Annotated in this window: 17 protein-coding genes and 4 pseudogenes; 12 read left to right on the top strand and 9 right to left on the bottom strand. The window is 59.7% G+C overall.

Going from position 1 to position 20,227, the window contains the following annotated elements; genetic code table 11:
- Window positions 1-38: 38 nt before the first annotated feature.
- The 5 genes from HJB83_RS11010 (at window position 39) to HJB83_RS10990 (ending at window position 5,732) form a co-directional block, all read left to right on the top strand.
- Window positions 39-1,943, top strand: coding sequence for an ABC transporter substrate-binding protein (locus HJB83_RS11010; RefSeq protein ID WP_221131860.1), 1,905 nt, complete (start codon window positions 39-41; stop codon window positions 1,941-1,943).
- Window positions 1,944-2,066: 123 nt separating this feature from the next.
- The gene (locus HJB83_RS11005) at window positions 2,067-3,071 is read left to right on the top strand and encodes an ABC transporter permease (RefSeq protein WP_207585543.1); all 1,005 of its coding nucleotides are present in this window, start codon (window positions 2,067-2,069) and stop codon (window positions 3,069-3,071) included.
- Window positions 3,072-3,074: 3 nt separating this feature from the next.
- On the top strand, window positions 3,075-3,932 hold the full coding sequence (locus HJB83_RS11000) for an ABC transporter permease (protein WP_221131859.1): 858 nt from the start codon (window positions 3,075-3,077) through the stop codon (window positions 3,930-3,932).
- Window position 3,933: 1 nt separating this feature from the next.
- Window positions 3,934-4,923, top strand: a complete 990-nt coding sequence (locus HJB83_RS10995) for an ABC transporter ATP-binding protein (RefSeq protein ID WP_221131858.1) — start codon at window positions 3,934-3,936, stop codon at window positions 4,921-4,923.
- Window positions 4,920-5,732, top strand: a complete 813-nt coding sequence (locus HJB83_RS10990; RefSeq protein ID WP_221131857.1) for an ABC transporter ATP-binding protein — start codon at window positions 4,920-4,922, stop codon at window positions 5,730-5,732. Before HJB83_RS10995 ends, HJB83_RS10990 begins: the two co-directional genes overlap by 4 nt.
- Window positions 5,733-5,771: 39 nt before the next feature.
- On the opposite strand, the gene HJB83_RS10985 is transcribed toward HJB83_RS10990, so the two are convergent.
- A complete protein-coding gene (locus tag HJB83_RS10985; RefSeq protein ID WP_259671319.1) occupies window positions 5,772-6,080 on the bottom strand; it encodes a type II toxin-antitoxin system RelE/ParE family toxin in 309 nt (102 codons plus the stop codon).
- Entirely contained in the window at window positions 6,059-6,283 is a 225-nt protein-coding gene (locus HJB83_RS10980; protein ID WP_221131855.1) for a hypothetical protein, read from the bottom strand. The genes HJB83_RS10985 and HJB83_RS10980 overlap by 22 nt, the downstream gene beginning before the upstream one ends.
- A gap of 133 nt (window positions 6,284-6,416) precedes the next feature.
- Between HJB83_RS10980 and HJB83_RS10975 the strand changes: the two are divergent.
- A pseudogene (locus tag HJB83_RS10975) lies at window positions 6,417-6,533 on the top strand (ABC transporter ATP-binding protein); the annotation flags it as partial.
- 262 nt (window positions 6,534-6,795) lie between these two features.
- Here HJB83_RS10975 and HJB83_RS10970 read toward each other — a convergent pair.
- From HJB83_RS10970 to HJB83_RS10960, 3 genes and pseudogenes are all read right to left on the bottom strand, one after another.
- On the bottom strand, window positions 6,796-7,443 hold the full coding sequence (locus HJB83_RS10970) for a hypothetical protein (protein WP_221131854.1): 648 nt from the start codon (window positions 7,441-7,443) through the stop codon (window positions 6,796-6,798).
- A 251-nt stretch (window positions 7,444-7,694) separates the two neighbouring features.
- A pseudogene (locus tag HJB83_RS10965) lies at window positions 7,695-7,841 on the bottom strand (DUF1778 domain-containing protein); the annotation flags it as partial.
- 153 nt (window positions 7,842-7,994) lie between these two features.
- Complete coding sequence (locus HJB83_RS10960; RefSeq protein ID WP_221131853.1) at window positions 7,995-10,091, bottom strand: carboxy terminal-processing peptidase; 2,097 nt, start codon at window positions 10,089-10,091, stop codon at window positions 7,995-7,997.
- 1,046 nt (window positions 10,092-11,137) lie between these two features.
- Here HJB83_RS10960 and HJB83_RS10955 point away from each other — a divergent pair.
- The 4 genes from HJB83_RS10955 (at window position 11,138) to HJB83_RS10940 (ending at window position 13,651) form a co-directional block, all read left to right on the top strand.
- Window positions 11,138-11,992, top strand: a complete 855-nt coding sequence (locus HJB83_RS10955) for a transglutaminase family protein (protein WP_221115646.1) — start codon at window positions 11,138-11,140, stop codon at window positions 11,990-11,992.
- Between the two features lie 923 nt (window positions 11,993-12,915).
- The gene (locus HJB83_RS10950; RefSeq protein ID WP_207585536.1) at window positions 12,916-13,059 is read left to right on the top strand and encodes a hypothetical protein; all 144 of its coding nucleotides are present in this window, start codon (window positions 12,916-12,918) and stop codon (window positions 13,057-13,059) included.
- Window positions 13,060-13,153: 94 nt separating this feature from the next.
- Window positions 13,154-13,375, top strand: a complete 222-nt coding sequence (locus tag HJB83_RS10945) for a hypothetical protein (RefSeq protein ID WP_207585535.1) — start codon at window positions 13,154-13,156, stop codon at window positions 13,373-13,375.
- An 84-nt stretch (window positions 13,376-13,459) separates the two neighbouring features.
- Window positions 13,460-13,651 carry a hypothetical protein gene (locus tag HJB83_RS10940; protein ID WP_207585534.1) on the top strand — a complete coding sequence of 64 codons (192 nt, stop codon included), beginning with the start codon at window positions 13,460-13,462 and terminating at the stop codon, window positions 13,649-13,651.
- Window positions 13,652-14,014: 363 nt separating this feature from the next.
- Here HJB83_RS10940 and HJB83_RS10935 read toward each other — a convergent pair.
- Window positions 14,015-14,260, bottom strand: a pseudogene (locus HJB83_RS10935) (GntR family transcriptional regulator); the annotation flags it as partial.
- Here HJB83_RS10935 and HJB83_RS10930 point away from each other — a divergent pair.
- Window positions 14,259-14,462: pseudogene (locus tag HJB83_RS10930) on the top strand (amidohydrolase); the annotation flags it as partial. The pseudogenes HJB83_RS10935 and HJB83_RS10930 sit on opposite strands and share 2 nt — an antisense overlap.
- Window positions 14,426-15,127, top strand: coding sequence for a hypothetical protein (locus HJB83_RS10925; protein WP_221131852.1), 702 nt, complete (start codon window positions 14,426-14,428; stop codon window positions 15,125-15,127). The pseudogene HJB83_RS10930 and the gene HJB83_RS10925, both read left to right, overlap by 37 nt.
- Before the next feature lie 888 nt (window positions 15,128-16,015).
- Here HJB83_RS10925 and HJB83_RS10920 read toward each other — a convergent pair.
- From HJB83_RS10920 to HJB83_RS10910, 3 genes are read right to left on the bottom strand one after another with little or no spacing between them, the layout of a single operon-like run.
- Window positions 16,016-17,386, bottom strand: coding sequence for an alpha-glucosidase/alpha-galactosidase (locus tag HJB83_RS10920; RefSeq protein ID WP_221131851.1), 1,371 nt, complete (start codon window positions 17,384-17,386; stop codon window positions 16,016-16,018).
- Window positions 17,387-17,408: 22 nt separating this feature from the next.
- Entirely contained in the window at window positions 17,409-19,076 is a 1,668-nt protein-coding gene (locus tag HJB83_RS10915) for an ABC transporter ATP-binding protein (RefSeq protein WP_221131850.1), read from the bottom strand.
- 10 nt (window positions 19,077-19,086) lie between these two features.
- Window positions 19,087-20,226: an ABC transporter permease gene (locus HJB83_RS10910; protein WP_221115642.1), complete on the bottom strand. Its 1,140-nt coding sequence runs from the start codon at window positions 20,224-20,226 to the stop codon at window positions 19,087-19,089.
- Between the last annotated feature and the right edge of the window lies 1 nt (window position 20,227).

The raw sequence follows: 20,227 nt of genomic DNA, 5'->3' as shown, positions 1-20,227 counted from the left end.
TTGCGGCCGCCGTATCGTCGCTTTCTAGGGAGGAGTTCATGCAACAGTGGAAGAGGCTCGCATTTGGCGTCGCGCTGGCCGCACTCGGCCTGACAGCGGCGGCCAAGGCCGATGACTATACCTCCTTGCCCCGCAAGGAGACGCTCATCGTCGAAAATCCGGAAGGGACGATCAAGAATCCGGGCTGGTTCAATATCTGGGTCAATGGCGGCGGCGGTGTTTCCACCGGCCTGCAGCAGCTGACCATGGATACGCTCTGGTATATCGACCCCGAACAAGGGCTTGGCGGCTCGACCTGGGACAGTTCCCTGGCCGCCGACAAGCCGCAATATAATGCCGACTTCACCGAGATGACCGTGAAACTGCGCAAGGGGCTCTTCTGGAGCGACGGCGTCGAGTTCACGGCCGACGACGTGGTCTATACCGTCAAGACGCAGATGGATCATCCCGGCATGGTCTGGAGTGCTGCCTTCTCGGTTCAGGTGGCAAGCGTCGAGGCGACTGATCCCCAGACGGTGGTGTTCAAGCTGAAGAAGCCCAATTCGCGCTTCCATGCCCTGTTCACCGTGCGCTGGAACGGCGCCTGGATCATGCCCAAGCATGTGTTCGAGAAAGTCGCCGATCCGATCCGCTACGATTTCGCCAACCCCGTCTCGCTCGGCGCCTACAAGCTCAAGGCTTACGATCCCCAGGGCAAATGGTACACCTGGGAAAAGCGTGAAGACTGGCAGAAGACGTCGCTGGCGCGCTTCGGCGAGCCGGCTCCGAAATATGTGACCTATACCGATCCGGGTCCGCCGGATAAACGCACCATCGCTCAGCTCGAGCACAATCTCGATATCATCCACGACAACACGCCTGAGGGCATGTTCACCCTCAAGGAAAAATCCAAGTCGATCGAGACCTGGTTCCCGGGCTTCCCCTTCGCCCATCCGGATCCGACACTTCCGGCGGTGATTTTCAACACCCAGGACCCAACCTTCAACAATCCTGATGTGCGCTGGGCGCTCGCCCTGCTGATCGACATCAAGGCCGTCGACATGGCGAGCTACCGCGGCGCTGCGACGCTCTCGGCGCTCGGCGTACCGCCGACAGCAATCGCCATGAAAGACTATCAGGCGCCGATGCAGGATTGGCTGAAGGATTTCGAAATCGACACCGGCAAGCAAAAGATCAAGCCCTATGATCCCAGCATCGGCCAGCAGGTCGCCGATCTTCTGCGCAAGCAGCCGAAGTTCAAGGACCAGATCCCGACCGACCCTGAGGCAATCAGCACCGCATTCGGCTATGGCTGGTGGAAGCCGGATCCGAAGGCTGCCGGCGAACTGCTCGAAAAGGCAGGCTTCAAGAAGGCCGGCGGCAAATGGATGACCCCGGACGGCAAGCCGTTCAGGATCCGGATGACCGTCGAGGGCGATTCGCGCTCGGTCTTCACCCGGGCCGGCACCCTGATCGCGCAGCAATGGGCAGCCTTCGGCATCGACGCCAAAGCCGTGCCGACGACCAGCCTGTGGCAGGTTGCGCTGCAGCCCGGCGATTTCCAGGTGGCGATTGCCTGGAGCGTCGAGACCTGGGGCGGCGATCCCGACCTGTCGTTCTTCCTCGACAGCTGGCACTCACAGTTCGTGGCCAAGAAGGGTGACGTTCAGCCGCCGCGCAACTGGCAGCGCTGGAGCAATCCGGAGCTCGACAAGATCATCGAGACCATTCGCGGCATCAGCGCCGACGATCCCAAGGGCATCGAGCTCGGCAAGGATTATCTGAAGCTGGCCGCCCGCGAAATGCCGACGATCCCGCTGATGTCCTATAACGTCTTCACCTCGATGGATACGACCTATTGGACTGGCTACCCGACGATTGCTGACCCTTACACAGACCCGGTGCCGAATTGGGCGAACTCCAGGCTGATGATGGTCAAACTGAAGCCGGCTCAACCGAAATAATCCTCCCAACGCCGGCGCGCAGCCATCGCGCCGGCCCCCTTATCGACGGGCATCGGCCCGTCGATCCTTTCCCGTCGATGCTGTCCCATCGATGAAAGGAAACCAGAGAGGAACCACTGCTCTATGACGTCCTATCTGATCTTTGTACTGAAGCGGTTCGGTCAGTTTCTGCTCGTCGTCTTTCTGGGCGTCAGCATCACATTCTTCGTCACCCACCTGACCCCGATCGATCCGGTCGAAGAAAGCATCGGCGCCATTACCCAGATGGGGCAGTCCGATCCGAATGCGATCGAACTGATGCGCCAGTCACTGCGCGAGCTTTACGGCATGGAGGGCTCGATCTGGCAGCAATATCTGCATTTCTGGCTGCGGCTTGCGACCGGTGATCTCGGCCCCTCGCTGTCGGCTTTTCCCACACCCGTTTCCACCATCATTCTGCGGTCCCTGCCCTGGACGATCGGGCTGATGACGGTCTCCACCCTGATCACCTTCGTGCTCGGCAATGCGATCGGCGCGCTCGCCGGCTATTACCGGAAGAATACGGTGCTGAAGGCCGTCAGCCTCGTCTGCATCGCCCTGCTTCCCATTCCCTATTATATTCTCGCCTTCGTGCTGCTCATCCTGTTCGGCTATCTCTGGCCGGTGCTGCCGATCAATGGCGGCTATGAGATGAACGCCAATCTCAACCTGTCGTTTTCCCTGGTCCTCGATATCCTCGAACATTCGATCCTGCCGGCCATGTCGTTGATCCTTGTCGGAACCGGCAGTTGGCTGATCGGCATGCGCGCGCTGGTATCCAACATCATCACCGATGACTACGTTGTCTTCGCCGAGCTCGGCGGCGTTCCGAAGCGGAAAATTCTCCGCTCCTACATCGCCCGCAATGCCATGGTGCCGCAGTTCACCGGGCTTGCCATGTCGCTCGGTGCGATCTTCAACGGCACCGTCATCACCGAAATCGTCTTCGGCTATCCCGGCATCGGCAACCTGCTGATTTCAGCCGTGCATGCCGGCGACTACAGCCTGGTGCTCGGCCTCAGCGCCTTGTCGATCGTCGGCGTCGCCGCCGCGGTGTTCATCATCGACATTCTGAGCCCGCTGATCGACCCGCGTATCAAGGTGGAATAGAGCATGTTTACCATTATCCGTGACCTCGCCCGCCAGAATATGGAATTCCTCTGCGGCCTGCTGCTCTTTGCCGTCATCGTCGGATTGATCATCCTGTCCTATTTCTCGCCCTACGCCCCGACGGACATCTATCTCCTGCCACCCGACATGCCGCCCGATGGCGATTACTGGCTCGGCACGACATCGCGCGGCCAGGACGTTTTCTGGCAGTTGACGACCGCCCTTCGCAACACCCTGTATTTCGGCATCGGCGTCGCTTTTCTCTCACGCATCATCTCGCTGGTCGTCGGCCTCGTCGCCGGTTATGCCGGCGGTGCGGTCGACCGGGTGCTGATGGCGATCAACGACAGCGTCATGGTCATCCCGCAATTTCCGCTGCTGATCCTTTTCTATTTCGTGCTGAAGGACAGCATGACCTGGACCGCGCTGATCGTCATCATGGCCTCGCTCGGCTGGTCCTACGATGCGCGCCTCATCCGCTCGGTGGCGATCGGCCTCAAGACCAGGCCGTTCACCACCCAGAGCGTCTATTCCGGCATGAGCATGCGCAAGATCCTCGCCGAGGAGCACCTGCCCTACGTTCTGCCGATCGTCTTTGCCACCACGATGAACAACATGATCTGGTCGATCGGCATGGAGATCACCCTGTCGGTGCTCGGCTTCACCGATATCGAGACGCCGACCATGGGCATGATGATCTACTGGGCCAATGCGCATTCGGCGCTGATATCAGGCGTATGGTGGTGGGTGGCGGCACCCGTCGCCGCGATCGTCGTTCTCTTCCTGGCGCTCTTCCTGCTGTCGATGTCGATGAACGAATACAATGATCCGCGCAGCCGGCTGAACCGGATGGGAAGTTAGCATGGACCCTTTGGTCGAAATCGAGAATCTGAAAGCCTATTACCGTGCCTTCCTTTATGGCGTCGATCGCGAGGTGCGCGCCGTCGACGATATCAGCCTGACGATCGGCCGCGGCGAGGTTTATGGCGTTGCCGGTGAATCGAGCAGCGGCAAGACCACCCTGATCAAAACCATTGCCGGCGCCATCCGGCCGCCGCTGCGGGTCGTGTCGGGGAGCGTGAAATTCCATTTCGCCGGCGGCACCCAGGATATTTATGCGATGAAGCCGGAGGAGCGCATGGCGCTGCGCTGGAAGCATCTGTCCTATATCATGCAGGGGTCGATGAATGTGCTCAATCCGGTGCGCCGGATCCGCCATTCCTTCACCGATTTCGCCTTTCGCCACATGCCGGTCGGCAAACAGGTTTTCTTCGAGAAGGTCGCTGCCCATCTGCAGCGGCTGAAGCTCGATCCGCATCTGCTCGACGCCTATCCGCACGAGCTCTCCGGCGGCATGCGCCAGCGCATGACCATTGCGCTCGCCACCATCCTGACGCCGGAATTCATCATCGCCGACGAACCGACGACGGCGCTCGACGTGATCGTCCAGCGCGACGTGCTGTCGATGATCCGCGAAATCCAGCGCGAGATGGGTTCGTCCTTCCTGTTCGTCACCCATGATATGGGGGTTCACGCGACGGTCTCCGACCGCATCGGCATCGTCTATGCCGGGCGTCTGGTCGAGGAAGCGCCGACCGCCAAACTCTTCAGCAAGCCGCTGCACCCCTATACGCAGCACCTCGTCGGCAGCCTGCCGCGCATCGGCGATGCGACGACGCGACCCTCGCTGGAGGGCCGTCCGCCAAACCTTGCCATGCCGCCGGAAGGCTGCCGGTTTCACCCGCGCTGTCCGAAACGCATGGATATCTGCTCGCAGAAGGTGCCGCCTTTGGTCACCGTCGAGCCGGGGCGGCGCGTCGCCTGTTTTGCAGTTACGGGAGATCAGCTTTGACCGCTCTGCTCAGCCTCTCGCATGTCACGAAAATCTATCGGCAGGGCGGCATGCTCGGCCGGCGCCTGGTCACCGCAGTCAAGGATGTCAGCTTCGAACTGGGCGAGGAGCCGGAGATCCTGTCGATCGTCGGCGAATCCGGCTCGGGCAAATCGACGATCGCGGCGATGATCCTGGGGCAAACCACACCGACGGAAGGGCAGCTGGAATTCTCCGGCAAAACTGTCACCATCCATAGCCGATCCGAACGCAAGGCCTTCATGAAGGAGGTCCAGCCGGTTCTGCAGAACCCGTTCGAAGCCTTCAACCCGCTGAAGCGGGTCGACCGCTATCTGTTCGAGACGGCCCGCAATCTGTCAGGCCCGGGAAAACGGATAGACCGGAAAGAAGCGGAGCGGATGGCCGATGCGGCGCTTACGCATGTCGGCCTGACGCTCGAAGAGGTGAAAGGCCGGTTCCCCCACGAACTATCCGGCGGCCAGCTTCAGCGCGTCGCCATTGCCCGCGCGCTGATCCCGCAGCCCCGCCTGCTGGTCGCCGACGAGCCGGTCTCGATGGTCGACGCCTCGCTGCGCATGGCGATCGTCAACCTCTTCGGCCGCCTGAAAAGCGAACTCGGCCTGTCGATCATCTACATCACCCATGATCTGGCCACCGCCTATTACATCAGCGACAACATCATCATCATGCGCAAAGGCGAAATCGTCGAGCGGGGCCAGGCCCGCCCCGTGCTGGATAATCCGCAGCATCCCTATTCGCGCGCGCTCAAGGAGGCGGTGCTGGCGGCGGATTTCAGCCCGGCGATGTGAGCGCTGCCCGTAATGAAAATCAGGCCGCAAGCCTCGCGTTCACTGTCCGGGCATGGATGCCGGAGCGCGGGCACCATGGCGCACGGCATGGATGATAATTTCGGCCTCGGTGACTTCGTAAAAGATCAAGTAGGGGTAAGGAACCGCCGTCAAGCGGCGAATGGTCAAGTCTTCGGTGCGCTTGCCGACGAACGGTTGCTCGGGAAGTTTTTCGATCAGCAATTTGATGCGCTGCCGAACACGGCGTGCGCCCTGCGGCGAACGCGGGTCGAGATATCCGGCAATGTCTTTCAGGTCGGCAAGGGCCGGTTTCGTGTAGCGAAGTCTCACAGGCCGTAGCTGGCCCATACGGCGCGAACTTCTTCATCGCTTGCAAATTCGCCCCGCGCAGCGGCGGCTTTCGAGTCCGCAATCGCCGCCCGCTCCCCGGATGCCAAAGGCACAGGCTCTTGCTCGTCGGCAAGGTGCAACAGGACGCGCGCCAACTCATCCTGCATATCTGGAGAAAGGGCGCGGACGCGCTCGACGGCTTGTTCCAAAAGGTCTGTCATACCCCATTATGCCCGGAAATTCCGCCCGGAAAAAGGGAAAAAACACGCTTCGCCAAAAGGCGGCAGCGCGCGCTCCCACCGGTCGCGGCGGCCGATTGTCGAATTGAGATCTCGCAACCCGACCATCAGCATCATGGATGAGATCGTCGAACGGGGCCAGGCCCGCCCCGTGCTGGATAACCCGCAGCATCCCTACTCGCGCGCGCTCAAGGAGGCGGTGCTGGCGGCGGATTTCAGCCCGGCGCTGTAGGCTCATCCCACGGCGCTTTGGTGTAGGCATCCGGTGAAGACCGCGGTCCTCAGCTTAAATGTTTGGCCGTGATGCGGCGACTGCTCTTGCAGCTTTATTGCAACGCTCAGACACCTGTATACGAAAGCCCTATTTGCTTGGTCGCAAACTTTGTAGAGATACCGAGCGATGTCTTCAACAGAAGCACCTTGGCGGCTGTTGTTCTCGCAGGTGGCCAGGGTTCGACCTGTTCCGGGCGTTTTCTACAATTCCATGGCAACCGCTAACGATTAAGCTCGTCGAAAAAAGCAACGATTGGCTCACAATCAGCGCGAAGAAGAGCGAGTCCGTTTATCGCACGGTCGGAAACGGGGACGAAGCTCTGGGCGAAGTAGGACCAGTTGTAAAACTGGTCCCCGCCACCCTTCTTGACCACGAGCACTGCGTGAAACGCGACCTGGTAGTCGGTGGAACCACCGCCGTTTGTAAACGGTGTCTGCATCCTCAAACCCGCCAATTCAGCCCGTTGTGTGACTGCCTTGTACCGCCGGGGATAAGCCTCGGCCACCTGCACGCAATAGGGATGTGAACCGGCGACCGCGAGTGCACGCCACTCCACAATCTTGATGTTGAGGGCAGACCAAAGAAATAGGCCGGCAATCGGTCCAGCAACTGACGACACGACCACCATGTGTAGCAGTTTGACCGTCCTCGGGCTATCGATCCGGCCTGGCGCCAGCGCAAGGATCGGCAGATCGACCAGCCCAGCCAGCAATATAAACAACCAGATGGCGAAACCAAACTGATCCGTCACCGATACCATTAGAGCAACAACCAGACTCATCCCGAAGTGCACAGCGACGGCTCGCTTCATTAAGCGAGAAGCCGGTTGATCCAGAATAAGTGCACCGGCCGAAATGGCAAAAGCCACAAGCGGACCCGAAAACCACAACAGACACATAAGGACAGCGGGGAGGTCCCAACTGTAGTACGCGATCGGGTGGACTGACCATAGAATAATCCCTGCCATCAAGGAGCACCAGCCGCAGAGCAGGATTAGGCGGAGTACCGGCAATGGTCTCGAAGGTGTCGACACGGAGGATGCGGTCATGTTTCTTTGACCAGATTTTGCATTTGCGATTTCGAACGTCAGAGGGGACGTCGCGGTGCTGGCGGCGGATTTCAGTTTGGCGATGTAGGCTCATCCCACGGCGCTTTGGTCGACATGGTCCGTTTCAGGCAGTCATTGGGCTGCGCTGGCGCGTCGAGGTATTCGGCATAAATTTCGGGGCTGACCGTGAATGTGGTCCGCTCGAGCAGCACTTCCGGACTTTTGTTCGTGGGTGAGGAAGGCATGGGAAACTCCAGTCTGGGCACGACAGAGCGTAACGACGTCATCTTACAAGTATTGTAAAGATATCATCGCTACGTAATCCATCACGTGCGCAACGGCGCGGCGCTGTCGTCGGTCTGACGATTTCCCTATTGTTTTGTGACTGCCCTTACCCCGCCTTGCTGCAGATCCACCGCGTCGGCAAGAATGTCGGCGGTCTCGTTGAGCAGCACGTCTTTTGCGTTCTTGCGGGCATTTTCGATGGCGATATCGGCGCTCAGGCTGCGCTCGCCTGACTCCAGGCCATCATCGTCACCGGGATCGTCGCCACCGCTTTCCTGCGCACGAGCCTTGAACCGTTCGGCGCGCGCCGTCGCTTCCTTGCGACGTTCGGCTTCATTCAGGGAAACAATCCCCTTCTCGCGCTGCGCCTTCAGGTCGGCAATGTCCTTCAACAGGCGCTGGAAATCCGGATCGCCCTTCACCCGCGCATCATGGCGGCTTTGCAATGTCGGCAGCAGTTTCGCAAGCGCCTCGTCGCGCGAGTATTTCGCAGGCTTGATCTCAGCCCATGGCAGGGCATTGTCATAACTGGTCTCGCCGAAGCTTGTCGGATCGGACAGTCCCGGCAGGCTGATATCCGGCGTCACGCCACGCAGCTGCGTCGTGCCGCCATTGACCCGGAAAAACTGGGCGATCGTCACTTTCAGCTCGCCGAATTCGGGTTTGCTATTGTGAACCACCTGGTCGAGATCGACGACGGTCTGCACCGTGCCCTTGCCGAAGCTCGGTTCGCCGACAATCACGCCTCGACCGTAATCCTGGATTGCCGCGGCAAAAATCTCCGAAGCCGAGGCCGAGCCGCGATTGATCAGCACACCCATCGGGCCTGCCCAGACAGGCTCTGGGAAATCCGAATCCTTGACCTCGATCTTGCCGTTGCCGGCACGCTGCTGAACGACCGGGCCATTGCCGATGAAGAGGCCGGTCAGATCAATCGCCTCATCCAATGAACCACCGCCATTGTTGCGCAGGTCCATCAGAACGCTGTCGACATTCTCTTCTTTCAGCTCGCCGAGAAGCTTGGCGACATCGCGGCTTGCACTTTTATAATCCTTGTCGCCTTTGCCCTTGGCTTCGAAATCCTCATAGAAGACCGGCAGGGTAATGATCCCGATTTTTCGCTCGATATCGCCCACTTTCACCGACAGCACAGTCTTCCGGGCAGCCTGCTTATCGAGACTGATTTTATCGCGCACCAGGTTGACGACGCGATGCGTGGCATCGGCGCCGGCATCGGCCGGCAGGATGTCGAGGCGCACGACGGAGCCCTTTTTCCCGCGGATCATCTGCACGACTTCATCAAGCCGCGTGCCCACAACTTCCTTGATCGCCCCATCCTTGCCCTGGCCAACGCCGGTGATGCGGTCTCCGACCGCGAGCTTGCCGGAAAGCTGCGCCGGCCCGCCGGGCACGAGTTCACGGATCGTCGTGTAATCGTCGCGCTCCTGCAGCACCGCGCCGATCCCGAACAGCGACAGCTTCATCGAGACATTGAAATCGGCGGAAGCGGCCGCGCCGAAATAATCCGTGTGCGGATCGACCGAGTTTGAATAGGCATCCATGAACGACTGGAAAACGTCGTCGCTTTTGAATTTGTAAACGCGCTCGAGCGTGTTGTCATACCGCTTGTCAAGCGTGTCGCGAATAGCCGCATCGGTTTTGCCGCCGAGCTTCAGCCGCAGCCAATCGCTCTTGACGCGCTTGCGCCACAGCTCATCGCTCTCGGCTTGCGACTGCGGCCAGGGCGCCTTTTCGCGCAGCACCGAATAGTCTTCCTTTGTACTGAAATCGAAACCCTGCTTCAGCAGGCCGCGCGCATAGGTCATCCGATCGACAACGCGCTGTTCATAGGCGTTGAAAATCGCAAACGGGATCTTCAAATCCTTCCGTTCGATCGCATCGTCGATCTCGCTGCGGTCAGCCATGAACTTGTCGATGTCGGCCTGCTGGAAGAGCATGCGGTCCGGATCAAGCGACTTGATGAACTGATCCATGACCCTCGCCGACAAGGCGTCGTCGAGCGGAACCGGCTTGTAGCTATAGCGCGAGAGAAATTGTGCGCTCAACTGAGCAGCTTGCGCCTGTCGCTCCAGCGGCGCCAAAACCGGCGGCGATGCGACTTCAGCAGAGGCGGACTGTACGATTGCAAGAAATGCACCGAGAAAAACGAAAGCTATGCGCATGCAGCGTTGATCCAATTCTTCATGCCGAGGGTGGATGTGTGATCTAAGTGAGGCAATTGTGGTTTTTTGGCAAGCAGGAGGCAAATTGGATTAGTCTGCGAGGCCTGAGAAAAATGGCCCGGCACGATCGATCGCGAGAAAGTGCTCCGCGTCAATCCGCTGGACGGGTGATCGATACGTCTTCGAAACTTCCTGCATTTTCTCGGATTCGAAGAACCAGTGGGACCACAGCAAGCGGATCGGGCGGCGGATATATCTCGCTAGTGCAGTCGGATCGAGCCTGGAGGAAGTGAGGGGTTTCGCAAAATTCCCGCCGCCAGCTCTTGGCACGATGCCCATCGCCCGCGCCGATACTGTGTTTAGACGAGAGCCTGTTGGCTGCGCGCCGAGCCAGCGGTCAGGTTAATTAACCGTGCAATTGTGTCGGAGAACGGTCGCAAGGCTAATATCTCCGTGCGGCCGACAAGACGAAGGGTCAGCAGTCTGCAACGCACCAGAATCGGTATGGTTGCTGCGCCGTACAATATGCAGCACTCCGGGTCTATCGCGGGAAAAGAATGTTCACCCACCTAAGAATGTGCTGCATATCATTGGACCGCGCAGCATGTTAGAAGGGCTGCGACTCCGGAAAGGAGCACGCATGCCGCTGGACATTCTTCCAATCGTTTCGAAATATGGCCGGCGACAATGCCATCATGGTTATGGGCAACGGCTCCTCCAAGCAGGCCGTCGTCGTGACCAAGGCGGCACTCAAAGATGCTCCGCCTGCCCCCATAGTTTACGGCTCAGTTCCGCTACCCGACCTCGCCACGATCGGAGCGATTGCCAGCTCAAAATTCGACAAAGGCATGATCGCCGTCGATGGCCGGATTTGGGTCACAGCAGAGGATCTTCGAGAGGGGCGACGTGTAATTGGATAGGATCGGCCGCGCGTGGGGAGCGCCATGGCCACGATCGCGCCCGCAACGCGAGAACCCGGTTGCGGGTGCCGTTTCGATAGCGCATGCCTTCGCTGAACGGAACGATCTTGCGTTCGGGAGACCACAATGAAACTTCAGATCAAGCATCGAACGAGCTACCGTTACGCGCGACCCGTCTGGCTGCTTGCACACCGATTGATGCTGTCGCCCCGAACCGCCCAACAGCTGCGGACCTTGTCTTTCGGGATCGACTGCTCTGCCCGGGGATCGATCGACTGGGCGCAGGACGTCTTCGGCAACACAATAGCCACGGTGACGTTTTCTGAACAAACCTCGGAGTTGACGATCTCCAGTGATGCCGTTGTCGAGCAGACCGCCGATCCGTGGCCTGTTTTCAATATCGACATTTCGGCCCACACCTATCCCTTCACCTATTCAAGCGAAGACAAGACCGACCTTGGCGCATTTGCTGTTGCGACATCTTCCCGTGGCGCGGTGTCGGATTGGGCAGGAGCGTTCGTGCGCAGCCGCCCGACCGACACGCTGTCACTCCTCAAGGATTTGAACGCCGGCATTCTCACAAATGTCACCTACCGTATCCGAGATGAAGAAGGCACGCAGTCGCCCGAACAAACACTGGAACTCGCAAGCGGCTCATGCAGGGACATTGCGGCGCTCTTCATCGAGGCGGTGCGCTGCCTGGGGTTCGGTGCCCGTGCTGTCTCCGGCTATCTCTACGACCCTCAGGCCTCGGTCGATGACGGCGGATCAACGCATGCCTGGGCGGAAGTCTATCTTCCCGGAGCAGGCTGGATCGCGTTTGATCCCACCCACCGACGGGTGGGAGCAGCCTGTCTCATTCCCGTGGCGTTTGCTCGCAACAATGGCCAGATCATGCCTGTGACCGGCGGATATGCTGGAACGCCGGAAGATTTCGTGGAAATGGACGTGTCGGTCAAGGTCATCGAGATACGAGAATAGCGTGGGAGATGGGCGCTCGGCTGCCCTATTCCTTTCAAATCATCGACCCGTTTAAGAGATTTCGAAATTGAAACTATTGCGTATCTGAAATACGCGAAAGTTACATCATGTTTATCTCGTCGGCGAAAACATAGATAAAACGCGTGGCCACCGCCAGGCGCAGGCCGGCAAATTGGTCCATCTCACGCGCGGTATCTACGTCGGCGCGGCCGTCAGCCGAAGCGGACAATCCGCTATGCAAAACGAAACAACTGTTGATCGCTCCTTAGGCATAGCACGCCCTCTGATCGTGTCTTTGAGAAACTTCCAGCCGGCGGACCAATATCCGGTATCAGTCTGGCTAGCGATGCAAAATCCCCTAGTCGGCACGCATTCTTTTCATTTGCTTTGCCGCCTCAAGAGGCGCACGGTCCGAACTTCAGTAAGCCATGTTCAGGGCGCTGCTGTTTTAGGGTCACCATACCCTAGCCCCGACTGAAAGGAGGACGTTATGTCTTCCAACATTTCCCTTCGGTTCCTGACGGCCATGGATCGCAACATTCGTCGGGAAGTGCGCTTCCGCAGGCACCGCTGCTAGGCTTTCGATTTTGAGCCTGGCGGAGCGTTTGAGTACCGGTTGGGCCGCTCGGAAAAGACAATCATCCCTCTCAGCATCGCGCATCATCAATCTGCTATCCGCGGTTTGCCCCGTGGCAATCTGCAGACCGCGCATTAACGCCCTACGTGACTGACTTCTCACCATGGGTGTGTGAATATGCATAAGCAGATTTTGGTTCAACGTGGACACCCGCGCGCTCGGCATGGCTGTAGGTGAGATGGGCCTACCCTTCGCCGTTCCGTGCTTTAGCAGTTTCACACTGCGTTCCCAAGACCTTGGTCGACACCGCCAGCTTGCTCTCTTCCAACCATCAGGAAAGGCTCCAATGTCCAAGACATCAATGCTCTATTTATGGAAGAGCACATCAGTCTATCTTAGCCGGTTTCGATACATCGAATTCCTGATCAAGTCGGCCCCTGCTTTCAGCCTAGCCTTCATCGCTTACGTCGCACTGATCCACCCTCGCTGAACGACGCGCGACTGCTTCAGGCACCGAGCAAGTCTGCCTAACCGATGTTGGTTCTGTTTCGACGCAGACCTCATCTCAACCAAGGAGTTTTTCTATGCCTTCCGATGAAGCAGCACCGATCCGCCGAACAATTCGCATGTTTCCCGCCGAGAAGACTGCCTTTACCGAGATTGCGTTCACTAAGATTGTGGCCACGGAAAAAGGGGGGCAGGATGAGAAATCAGCGTTGCTCAAAGCCCTAAGGATCAGCCGATTGCAGGTGATACATCTCAGCGACAACGAGCAGGGCCAAGACCCGAGCAAATTCCCCCACTAACCGTTCACAAGTGGCTATCGCCCACAAATCTTCGCGGGTGAAAATCCCCGCCGAAAGACTAACTCACTCTCAAAGGAGATACCCATGATCGAATTTAAATCGTCGGACGGTAACGCCGAAAGATCAGCAGAAATCGACCTGCACCTTAAAAAACTGGATGCCGAAATGGCGTCGCCGAATATCAAGGAGATAAGGCACGCTGAACTCAACGCGCTTTATCGCCAGCTAAGCGCCGAAAGAGTCTTGCTTACCTCGGCAATGGGTTCAAAGCATTGACGATTAACCTGGCGCCAGGCCCGCTTAGGTGAGACCAGCCAAATTCCTGCTTTGGGAAAGTGCCGATAGGCGCTCTCCAACATGGCATGACCGACCCTATTGATCTTGCGGGTAAACCGGAAACGCGCCTTGGCCAGGCGGGGTCGAACTTCGCAGCCTTGGCGATATTGCTGGATCGACCTCGACCGACCAAGTGCCGGACGAGAAGCTTTCGACAGTACGGATGGCGAGCAGAAGGGCGCGGACAGATCGCTGATAAAGTTGCGCTTGGGACACGGATCGCGGTTATCGGAGTCTTGCGCATAATGGTGCCTCGCAAGATGGAACTCGCCACCGGCCGCTCCCCCGGCGAAAAACGCCCCATCACCGATGCACGGCCGCGAGCGCAATTCCGTCGGCGACTTCCTGGCAGCGATCGGTCAAATTGGCGGTCGCCACACGCAGGTGGCTACTCGGCAGAACCGAGAATTTCGCTCCCGGATGAACCGCGATGCCCCTCGCCGCGAGCGTGACCAGCGCAAATGGTTCCGAGGACACTGGGATCCAGGCGCAAAGACCACCGCCATGGGCGGCCTCGACGCCGCGCTCGGCGAGCGCATTGATGAGTGACAAGGTGACGACCTGCCCTCTCATACCCGACAGTGAAGACTTCTCACATTTCCTCGAGCACAAACCTGGCGCCTTTCTGCGTCTCGGTAATGGTGTCAACTCGGCGATCCTGCATAGCGCCGAATATGACTTCGCGGACGAAAGTCCGACGGCAGGTGCTGCCATGTGGGCGCGGTTGACCGAACGCTACCTCGACGAATAGGCTGCCTTTCGAAAGCGCATTGCGCTCGCAAAGCTCTCACTCAAGGCGCGACAAATCGAACGACTAAACTAAGCGCTCCTAGCATTATCTGGGAAACTCATACAACCACGGCAACAAGTTCGAAGCGGAGGTGGAAAAAGCTCGCGCAGGCACTCGCGCTCATCGATGACGGCGATCCTAGGCAGGCGGAAGCCGGCGTCCGTGCCCTCGGGGAGCTACTCGGCTTCACCGCGACAAGGCCCGACAATGACGGAGACACCGGACCCGACGTGTTGTGGCGCGATTACGCGAATCCGCGCCAGTTCGGTTTCGAATTGAAGACGGACAAAAATGATCCGGCGACCTATTTCAAGAAAGACATTTCGCAGGGTCATGACCATCTCGAATGGATGGCGCAGACCTATCCCGGCCACACCATCCTCGGCCTCGCCTTTGTCGGTCCGGCGGGCAAGGCGCATGCCCAGGCCAACCCCTCGGCCGACATGAGCCTGTGTCTGCCATCGGCCCTGGCGGCGCTGCGCGACGAACTGCTGGCGCTGATCGAGGATCTGCGCAAGCACACGCCGATGGAGCGCCTCATCGCGATTGCAAAGGAGACGGAAAAAGATCGCTGGGACATCGAATCCCTGCTGGCGCGTATCGATCCAAAACCCATGAGCAAATGAAACCACGCTGTCCGCCCGCGCTGGTCCGCGACAGGATGTTGCGCGGGGGAAATCGGCATTGCCTTTGAATTTCTCGGGCATCCCGGAAGTAGCGGTAGATTTTGTTCGCGGTCGGTCATCATAGCAAATGCCAAGGTCACGCGCCCGCGAAACCCAGCCTTCGATGTATGAGGAAACGCCCGATCATCCGCCGACCGCTTCGCCGCCAGTCTTTGGCTGCCGAGCGGATCGGTCTTTCGATCGAAAGCCATTGCCGAGCGATGGCGGCAGAGCTTGAGATCGAACCCGCCGCGCCGCGCCAATCCATCAGAATTCCGACAAAAAGCGTAAGCCTTGTTGAATTCCTGATCGGCCCGGCCGCCGGCCCCGCGCAGCAGAATTGTGGGCAGCGGCACGCCCGACCGGTCGACTTTGCTACCTCTTCCCGCACGGGCGCTTTATGGCTGCGCCACCGCAACGTGAGCGGAAATTATTGCCGATCGACCGAGGGGTTGACTGAGGCCCAAAGCCGGGGCTCAAAGGTGGCATCCACGGTCGCTCGCGGCGGGAAAACATAGGGAATTATAAGGTTTTTCGCTACGCCATTGAAATCATGTGAGAATCTAGCTTCCCCAGCCAAATCTCCCTAAATTCCCTTGATTGCTTGATTTTCCAGTCGTGCCGTCGACCTGACCGTTGGCCGTGAAGCCCTTCCTGGCGACGTCGTGCGGTCCTTGATGTCGGCCCCATGAACCGCATTCCCAGGCGCACCGCGTCGGATACGCGATCAGATCGCCACAGCGCGTCGCCGTCGGTTCCTCAACCGGTCGCTGTACCCGGCGTCCGCAAAAAACCCCGCGGTTGTTGCAACACCGCGGGGCTCTTTGACGCCTGACCAGGGAGAGTAGGTCAGGCAGCCTTGACTTTACTGGATGTGCGGGCCCATTCGGGCAGCCAGTTGCCGTGGGTGGCGAGCAGGTCGTCGACCAGCGACCAGATCTGGTCGAGGTCGAGTTCGGCTGCCGTATGTGGGTCCATCATCGCGGCGTGGTAGATGTGCTCGGGATTTTCGGTCATCAGCGCCTGCACCGTCAGTTCCTGGACGTTGATATTGGTGCGGATCAGCGCGGTCAGCTGCGGCGGCAGGTCGCCGATGAAGGTCGGCTGGATGCCGGAGGCATCGACCAGGCAGGGCACTTCGGCGGCGCAATTATTCGGCAGCGAAGTGATGCAGCCATTGTTGCGGACATTGCCGTAGATCACCGAGGGTTCGCCGGTCCAGACCGAGTTGATGATCGAGGAAGCATATTCCTTCGACGGCTGAACCTCGATCTTGTCGGCGCTGCGATAGGCCTCCGCCTGGCCCTTCCAGCGCTCGATCTGCTCGATGCAGCGTTTTGGATATTCATCAAGCGGAATGCCGAACTTCTCGATCAGGTCCTCGCGACCCTCCTTGATGAAATAGGGCGTGTATTCGGCAAAATGCTCCGAGCTTTCGGTAACGAAATAGCCAAGACGCGTCAGCATTTCGTAGCGCACCTTGTTCGGGCAGCGCGGGTTCCAGCCGGGCTTCGGCGCCCTGCCCTCGCGATAGGCGCGCAGCAGATCGGGATAGAGGTTGCGGTAGGAACCATCGGCCTGGCGATGCTCGAATTTGAGATAGAAGGCCATGTGGTTGATGCCGGCCGCGCGATAACGGATCTCCTCGTAGGGAATGTCGAGATCGTGGGCCAGCTCCATCGCCGTGCCCTGCACCGAATGGCAGAGGCCGACTTGGCGGATGGTGGGGTATTTCTCCGATATCGCCCAGGTGTTGATCGCCATCGGGTTGACATATTGCAGCATGATCGCCTCGGGGCAGATGGCGAGCATGTCCTCGCAGACCTTCCAGAGATGCGGCACGGTGCGAAGCCCGCGCATGATGCCGCCGACGCCGAGCGTGTCGGCGATCGTCTGGCGCAATCCGTATTTCTTCGGCACTTCGAAATCGGTGACGGTGCAGGGTTCATAACCGCCGATCTGGAAGGCGACGACGACGAAATCGGCGCCGGCAAGCGCCTTGCGCTGGTCGGAATAGGTCTCGGCCTTGGCCTTGACGCCGAGCGTCGAGATCAGCTTGTTGACGACGATAGCGCTTTCCTCGAGCCGCTGCGGATTGAGATCCATCAGCGCGATCGTCGCGCCCGAAAGTGCCGGACGCTGCAACACGTCGCCGACGATGTTCTTCATGAAGACGGTCGAGCCTGCTCCGATGAAGGTGATTTTGGGATTTCCTGCCATTATAGCCTCCGGCATTCGATAATCATGCTACCTCGAAAGCGGCCTTGACGAGCCGTTCGGTGTAGGCGGTCTTGGGATGGGTGAGAACTTCGTTGACGGGCCCCTCTTCGACGATCTTGCCATGCTGCATGACGATGACGCGATGGCAGAGCGCTCGCACGACCTTGAGGTCGTGGGAGATGAAGAGGTAGCTGAGACCCCGCTCGTCCTGCAGCTTGCGCAGCAGTTCGATGATCTGCGCCTGGACCGAGAGGTCGAGGGCGGATGTCGGCTCGTCGAGCAGGATGAATTCCGGCTCCAGCGCGACGGCGCGGGCAATGGCGATGCGCTGGCGCTGGCCGCCGGAAAATTCATGCGGGAAACGCGAGAGGATATTGCCGGGCATGCCGGCGGCGATCAGCGCCTCGCGCACCCGGTCCTGCCGTTCGGCCCTGGTGGCGCCCAGCCGGTTGACGACGAGGCCTTCCTCGATGATCTGGCCGATCGTCATGCGCGGGTTGAGCGAGGAGAACGGGTCCTGGAACACCACCTGCATGCGGGCCCGCAAGGGCCGCATCTCGGCCCGGGAAAGCCCGTGGATCGGCTGATGGTCGAAATGGATCTCGCCGGCCTGTGGCGTGTTCAGCCGCAGGATCGCCTGGCCGAAGGTGGTCTTGCCGGAGCCGGATTCGCCGACGAGGCCGAGCGTCTCGTGGCGGCGCAGCGTCAGATCGAGGCTGTCGACGGCGACAAGCTCGCGCAGTGCCGGCTTGAAGAAAGTGCCGTGGCGCATCATGAAGCCGACGCGCACGCCCTTGGCATCGAGGATGACATCCGATCCCTCCGGCAGCGGATTGGCCTCACCACGCGGCTCGGAGGCAAGCAGATGTTTTGTATAGGCGTGCTGCGGATTGGCAAACAGCGCTTCGGTCACGTTGTGCTCGCGCACTTCGCCATGCTGCATCACATAGACGTAATCGGAAAACTGCCGCACGACGGTCAGGTCGTGGGTGATGAGGATGACGGCCATCCCCATTTCCTTCTGCAGGTTGCGGATCAGGTTGAGGATCTGCGCCTGCACGGTGACATCGAGCGCCGTCGTCGGCTCGTCGGCGATCAGCACATCAGGATCGTTGGCAAGCGCCATGGCGATCATCACGCGCTGGCGCTGGCCGCCGGAGAGCTGATGCGGATATTGCATCAGCCGCGCGACCGGATCGGGGATCTGCACATGTTCGAGCAGTTCGAGCGCCCGCTTCTGCGCATCCCGCTTGCTGATCCGGCGATGGACGCGGATCGCCTCGACGATCTGGCTGCCGATCGTATAGATCGGGTTCAGCGAGCTCATGGGCTCCTGGAAGATCATCGAGATGCGGTCGCCGCGCAGCTTGCGGCGGGCCCGCTCGGAAAATGTCAGGATATTGCTGCCGTCATAGGCGACCGTCGATTTCTCCGAAACCACGGCGCGCTTCGACAGCAGCCCCATCACCGTTCGCGCCGTCACCGATTTGCCGGAGCCGGATTCGCCGACGATGGCGATCGTCTCGCCGCGATAGAGTTGGAAGGAGACGTCCTTGACGGCTTCGACCATGCCGTCTTCGACCTTGAAATTCACCGCCACATTGCGGGCGTCGATGATCGGTGTGTCCGAGCGGCCGTCATGGTCATGGCGGACGGATGGGGCGAAGGAATTGACCAGTGCAAGAGCCATATCAATCACCTCAATAGGGATCGACTGCATCGCGCAGTCCATCGCCCAGCGCATTGAAGGCGAAGACGGTGACGAGCACGAAGCCGACGGGGGAGAGAATCCAGGGATAGGAGCCGATGACAGAATAGGTCGCGGTATCCTGCAGCATCAGCCCCCAGGAGATCAGCGGCGGCTTGACGGCAAAGCCGAGGAAGCCGAGGAAGGATTCCAGCAGCACCACGCTCGGTATGGCGAGCGTCACCGCGACGATGACGTGGCTCATCACGTTCGGGAAGATGTGCTGCAGGATGATGCGCCGGTCGGTGGCGCCGACGGCCATCGCCGCCCGGACATAATCGATGCGGGCAAGCGCCAGGGTCTTGCCGCGCACCTCGCGCGACATCTGCGCCCAGCCGAGCGCCGACATCACGACGATGACGAAACCAAGGAAGACATTGGTCGGCGCCGTCACCGGGATCAGCGAGGTCAGCGCCAGATAGAGTGGCAATTGCGGAAAGGCGAGCACCAGCTCGACGAAGCGCTGCAGCCAGACATCGAAGGTGCCGCCGAAATAGCCGGAGACCATGCCGACGGTCGTGCCGATGACGGTGACGATGAAGACGACGGTGAGCGCGATGGTCAGCGAGATGCGCGAGCCGATGATGGCGCGCGACAGCACATCGCGGCCGAACTTGTCGGTGCCGAGGAAATGCACCGGCTCGCCATCGGTCGAGCCGAAGAAGTGGCGGTCAGCCGGGATCAGGCCGAAAAGCTGGTATTCGGCGCCCTTGACGAAGAAGCCGAGCAGCCGCGGATTGTCGTAATCGACGCCGACGATCGGCTGGAAGGTGACCGGGTCGAGCGCATCGGAATCGGCCAGGCCATAGACGCGCGGCTGGAAGACGAAATTGCCGTCCTTGTCGTGAAAGCTCATCATCTGCGGCGGCGCAAAGCCGACATCGGTCGCCTTGGGGTCCATCGGCGCGACGAAATCGGCAAAGACCGCCATGAAGAGCAACAGCCCGACGAGGATAAGCCCGGCCATGCCGGTCCAGGAACGCCGCAGCCGGCGCCAGACCAGGGCGATATAGCTCTCATGGCCACGCGATGGCTTGTTGACCGAAGGTTCGGTCGTTGTCGGCGGTGGCGGCGAGGAGTCGAAAGCCAGCATC

The sequence above is a fragment of the Rhizobium sp. NZLR11 genome (assembly GCF_019685115.1).
GTDB lineage: Bacteria > Pseudomonadota > Alphaproteobacteria > Rhizobiales > Rhizobiaceae > Rhizobium.
Note: the sequence above shows the minus strand (reverse complement) of the source record. Positions and strands in the feature narration are given on the sequence as shown.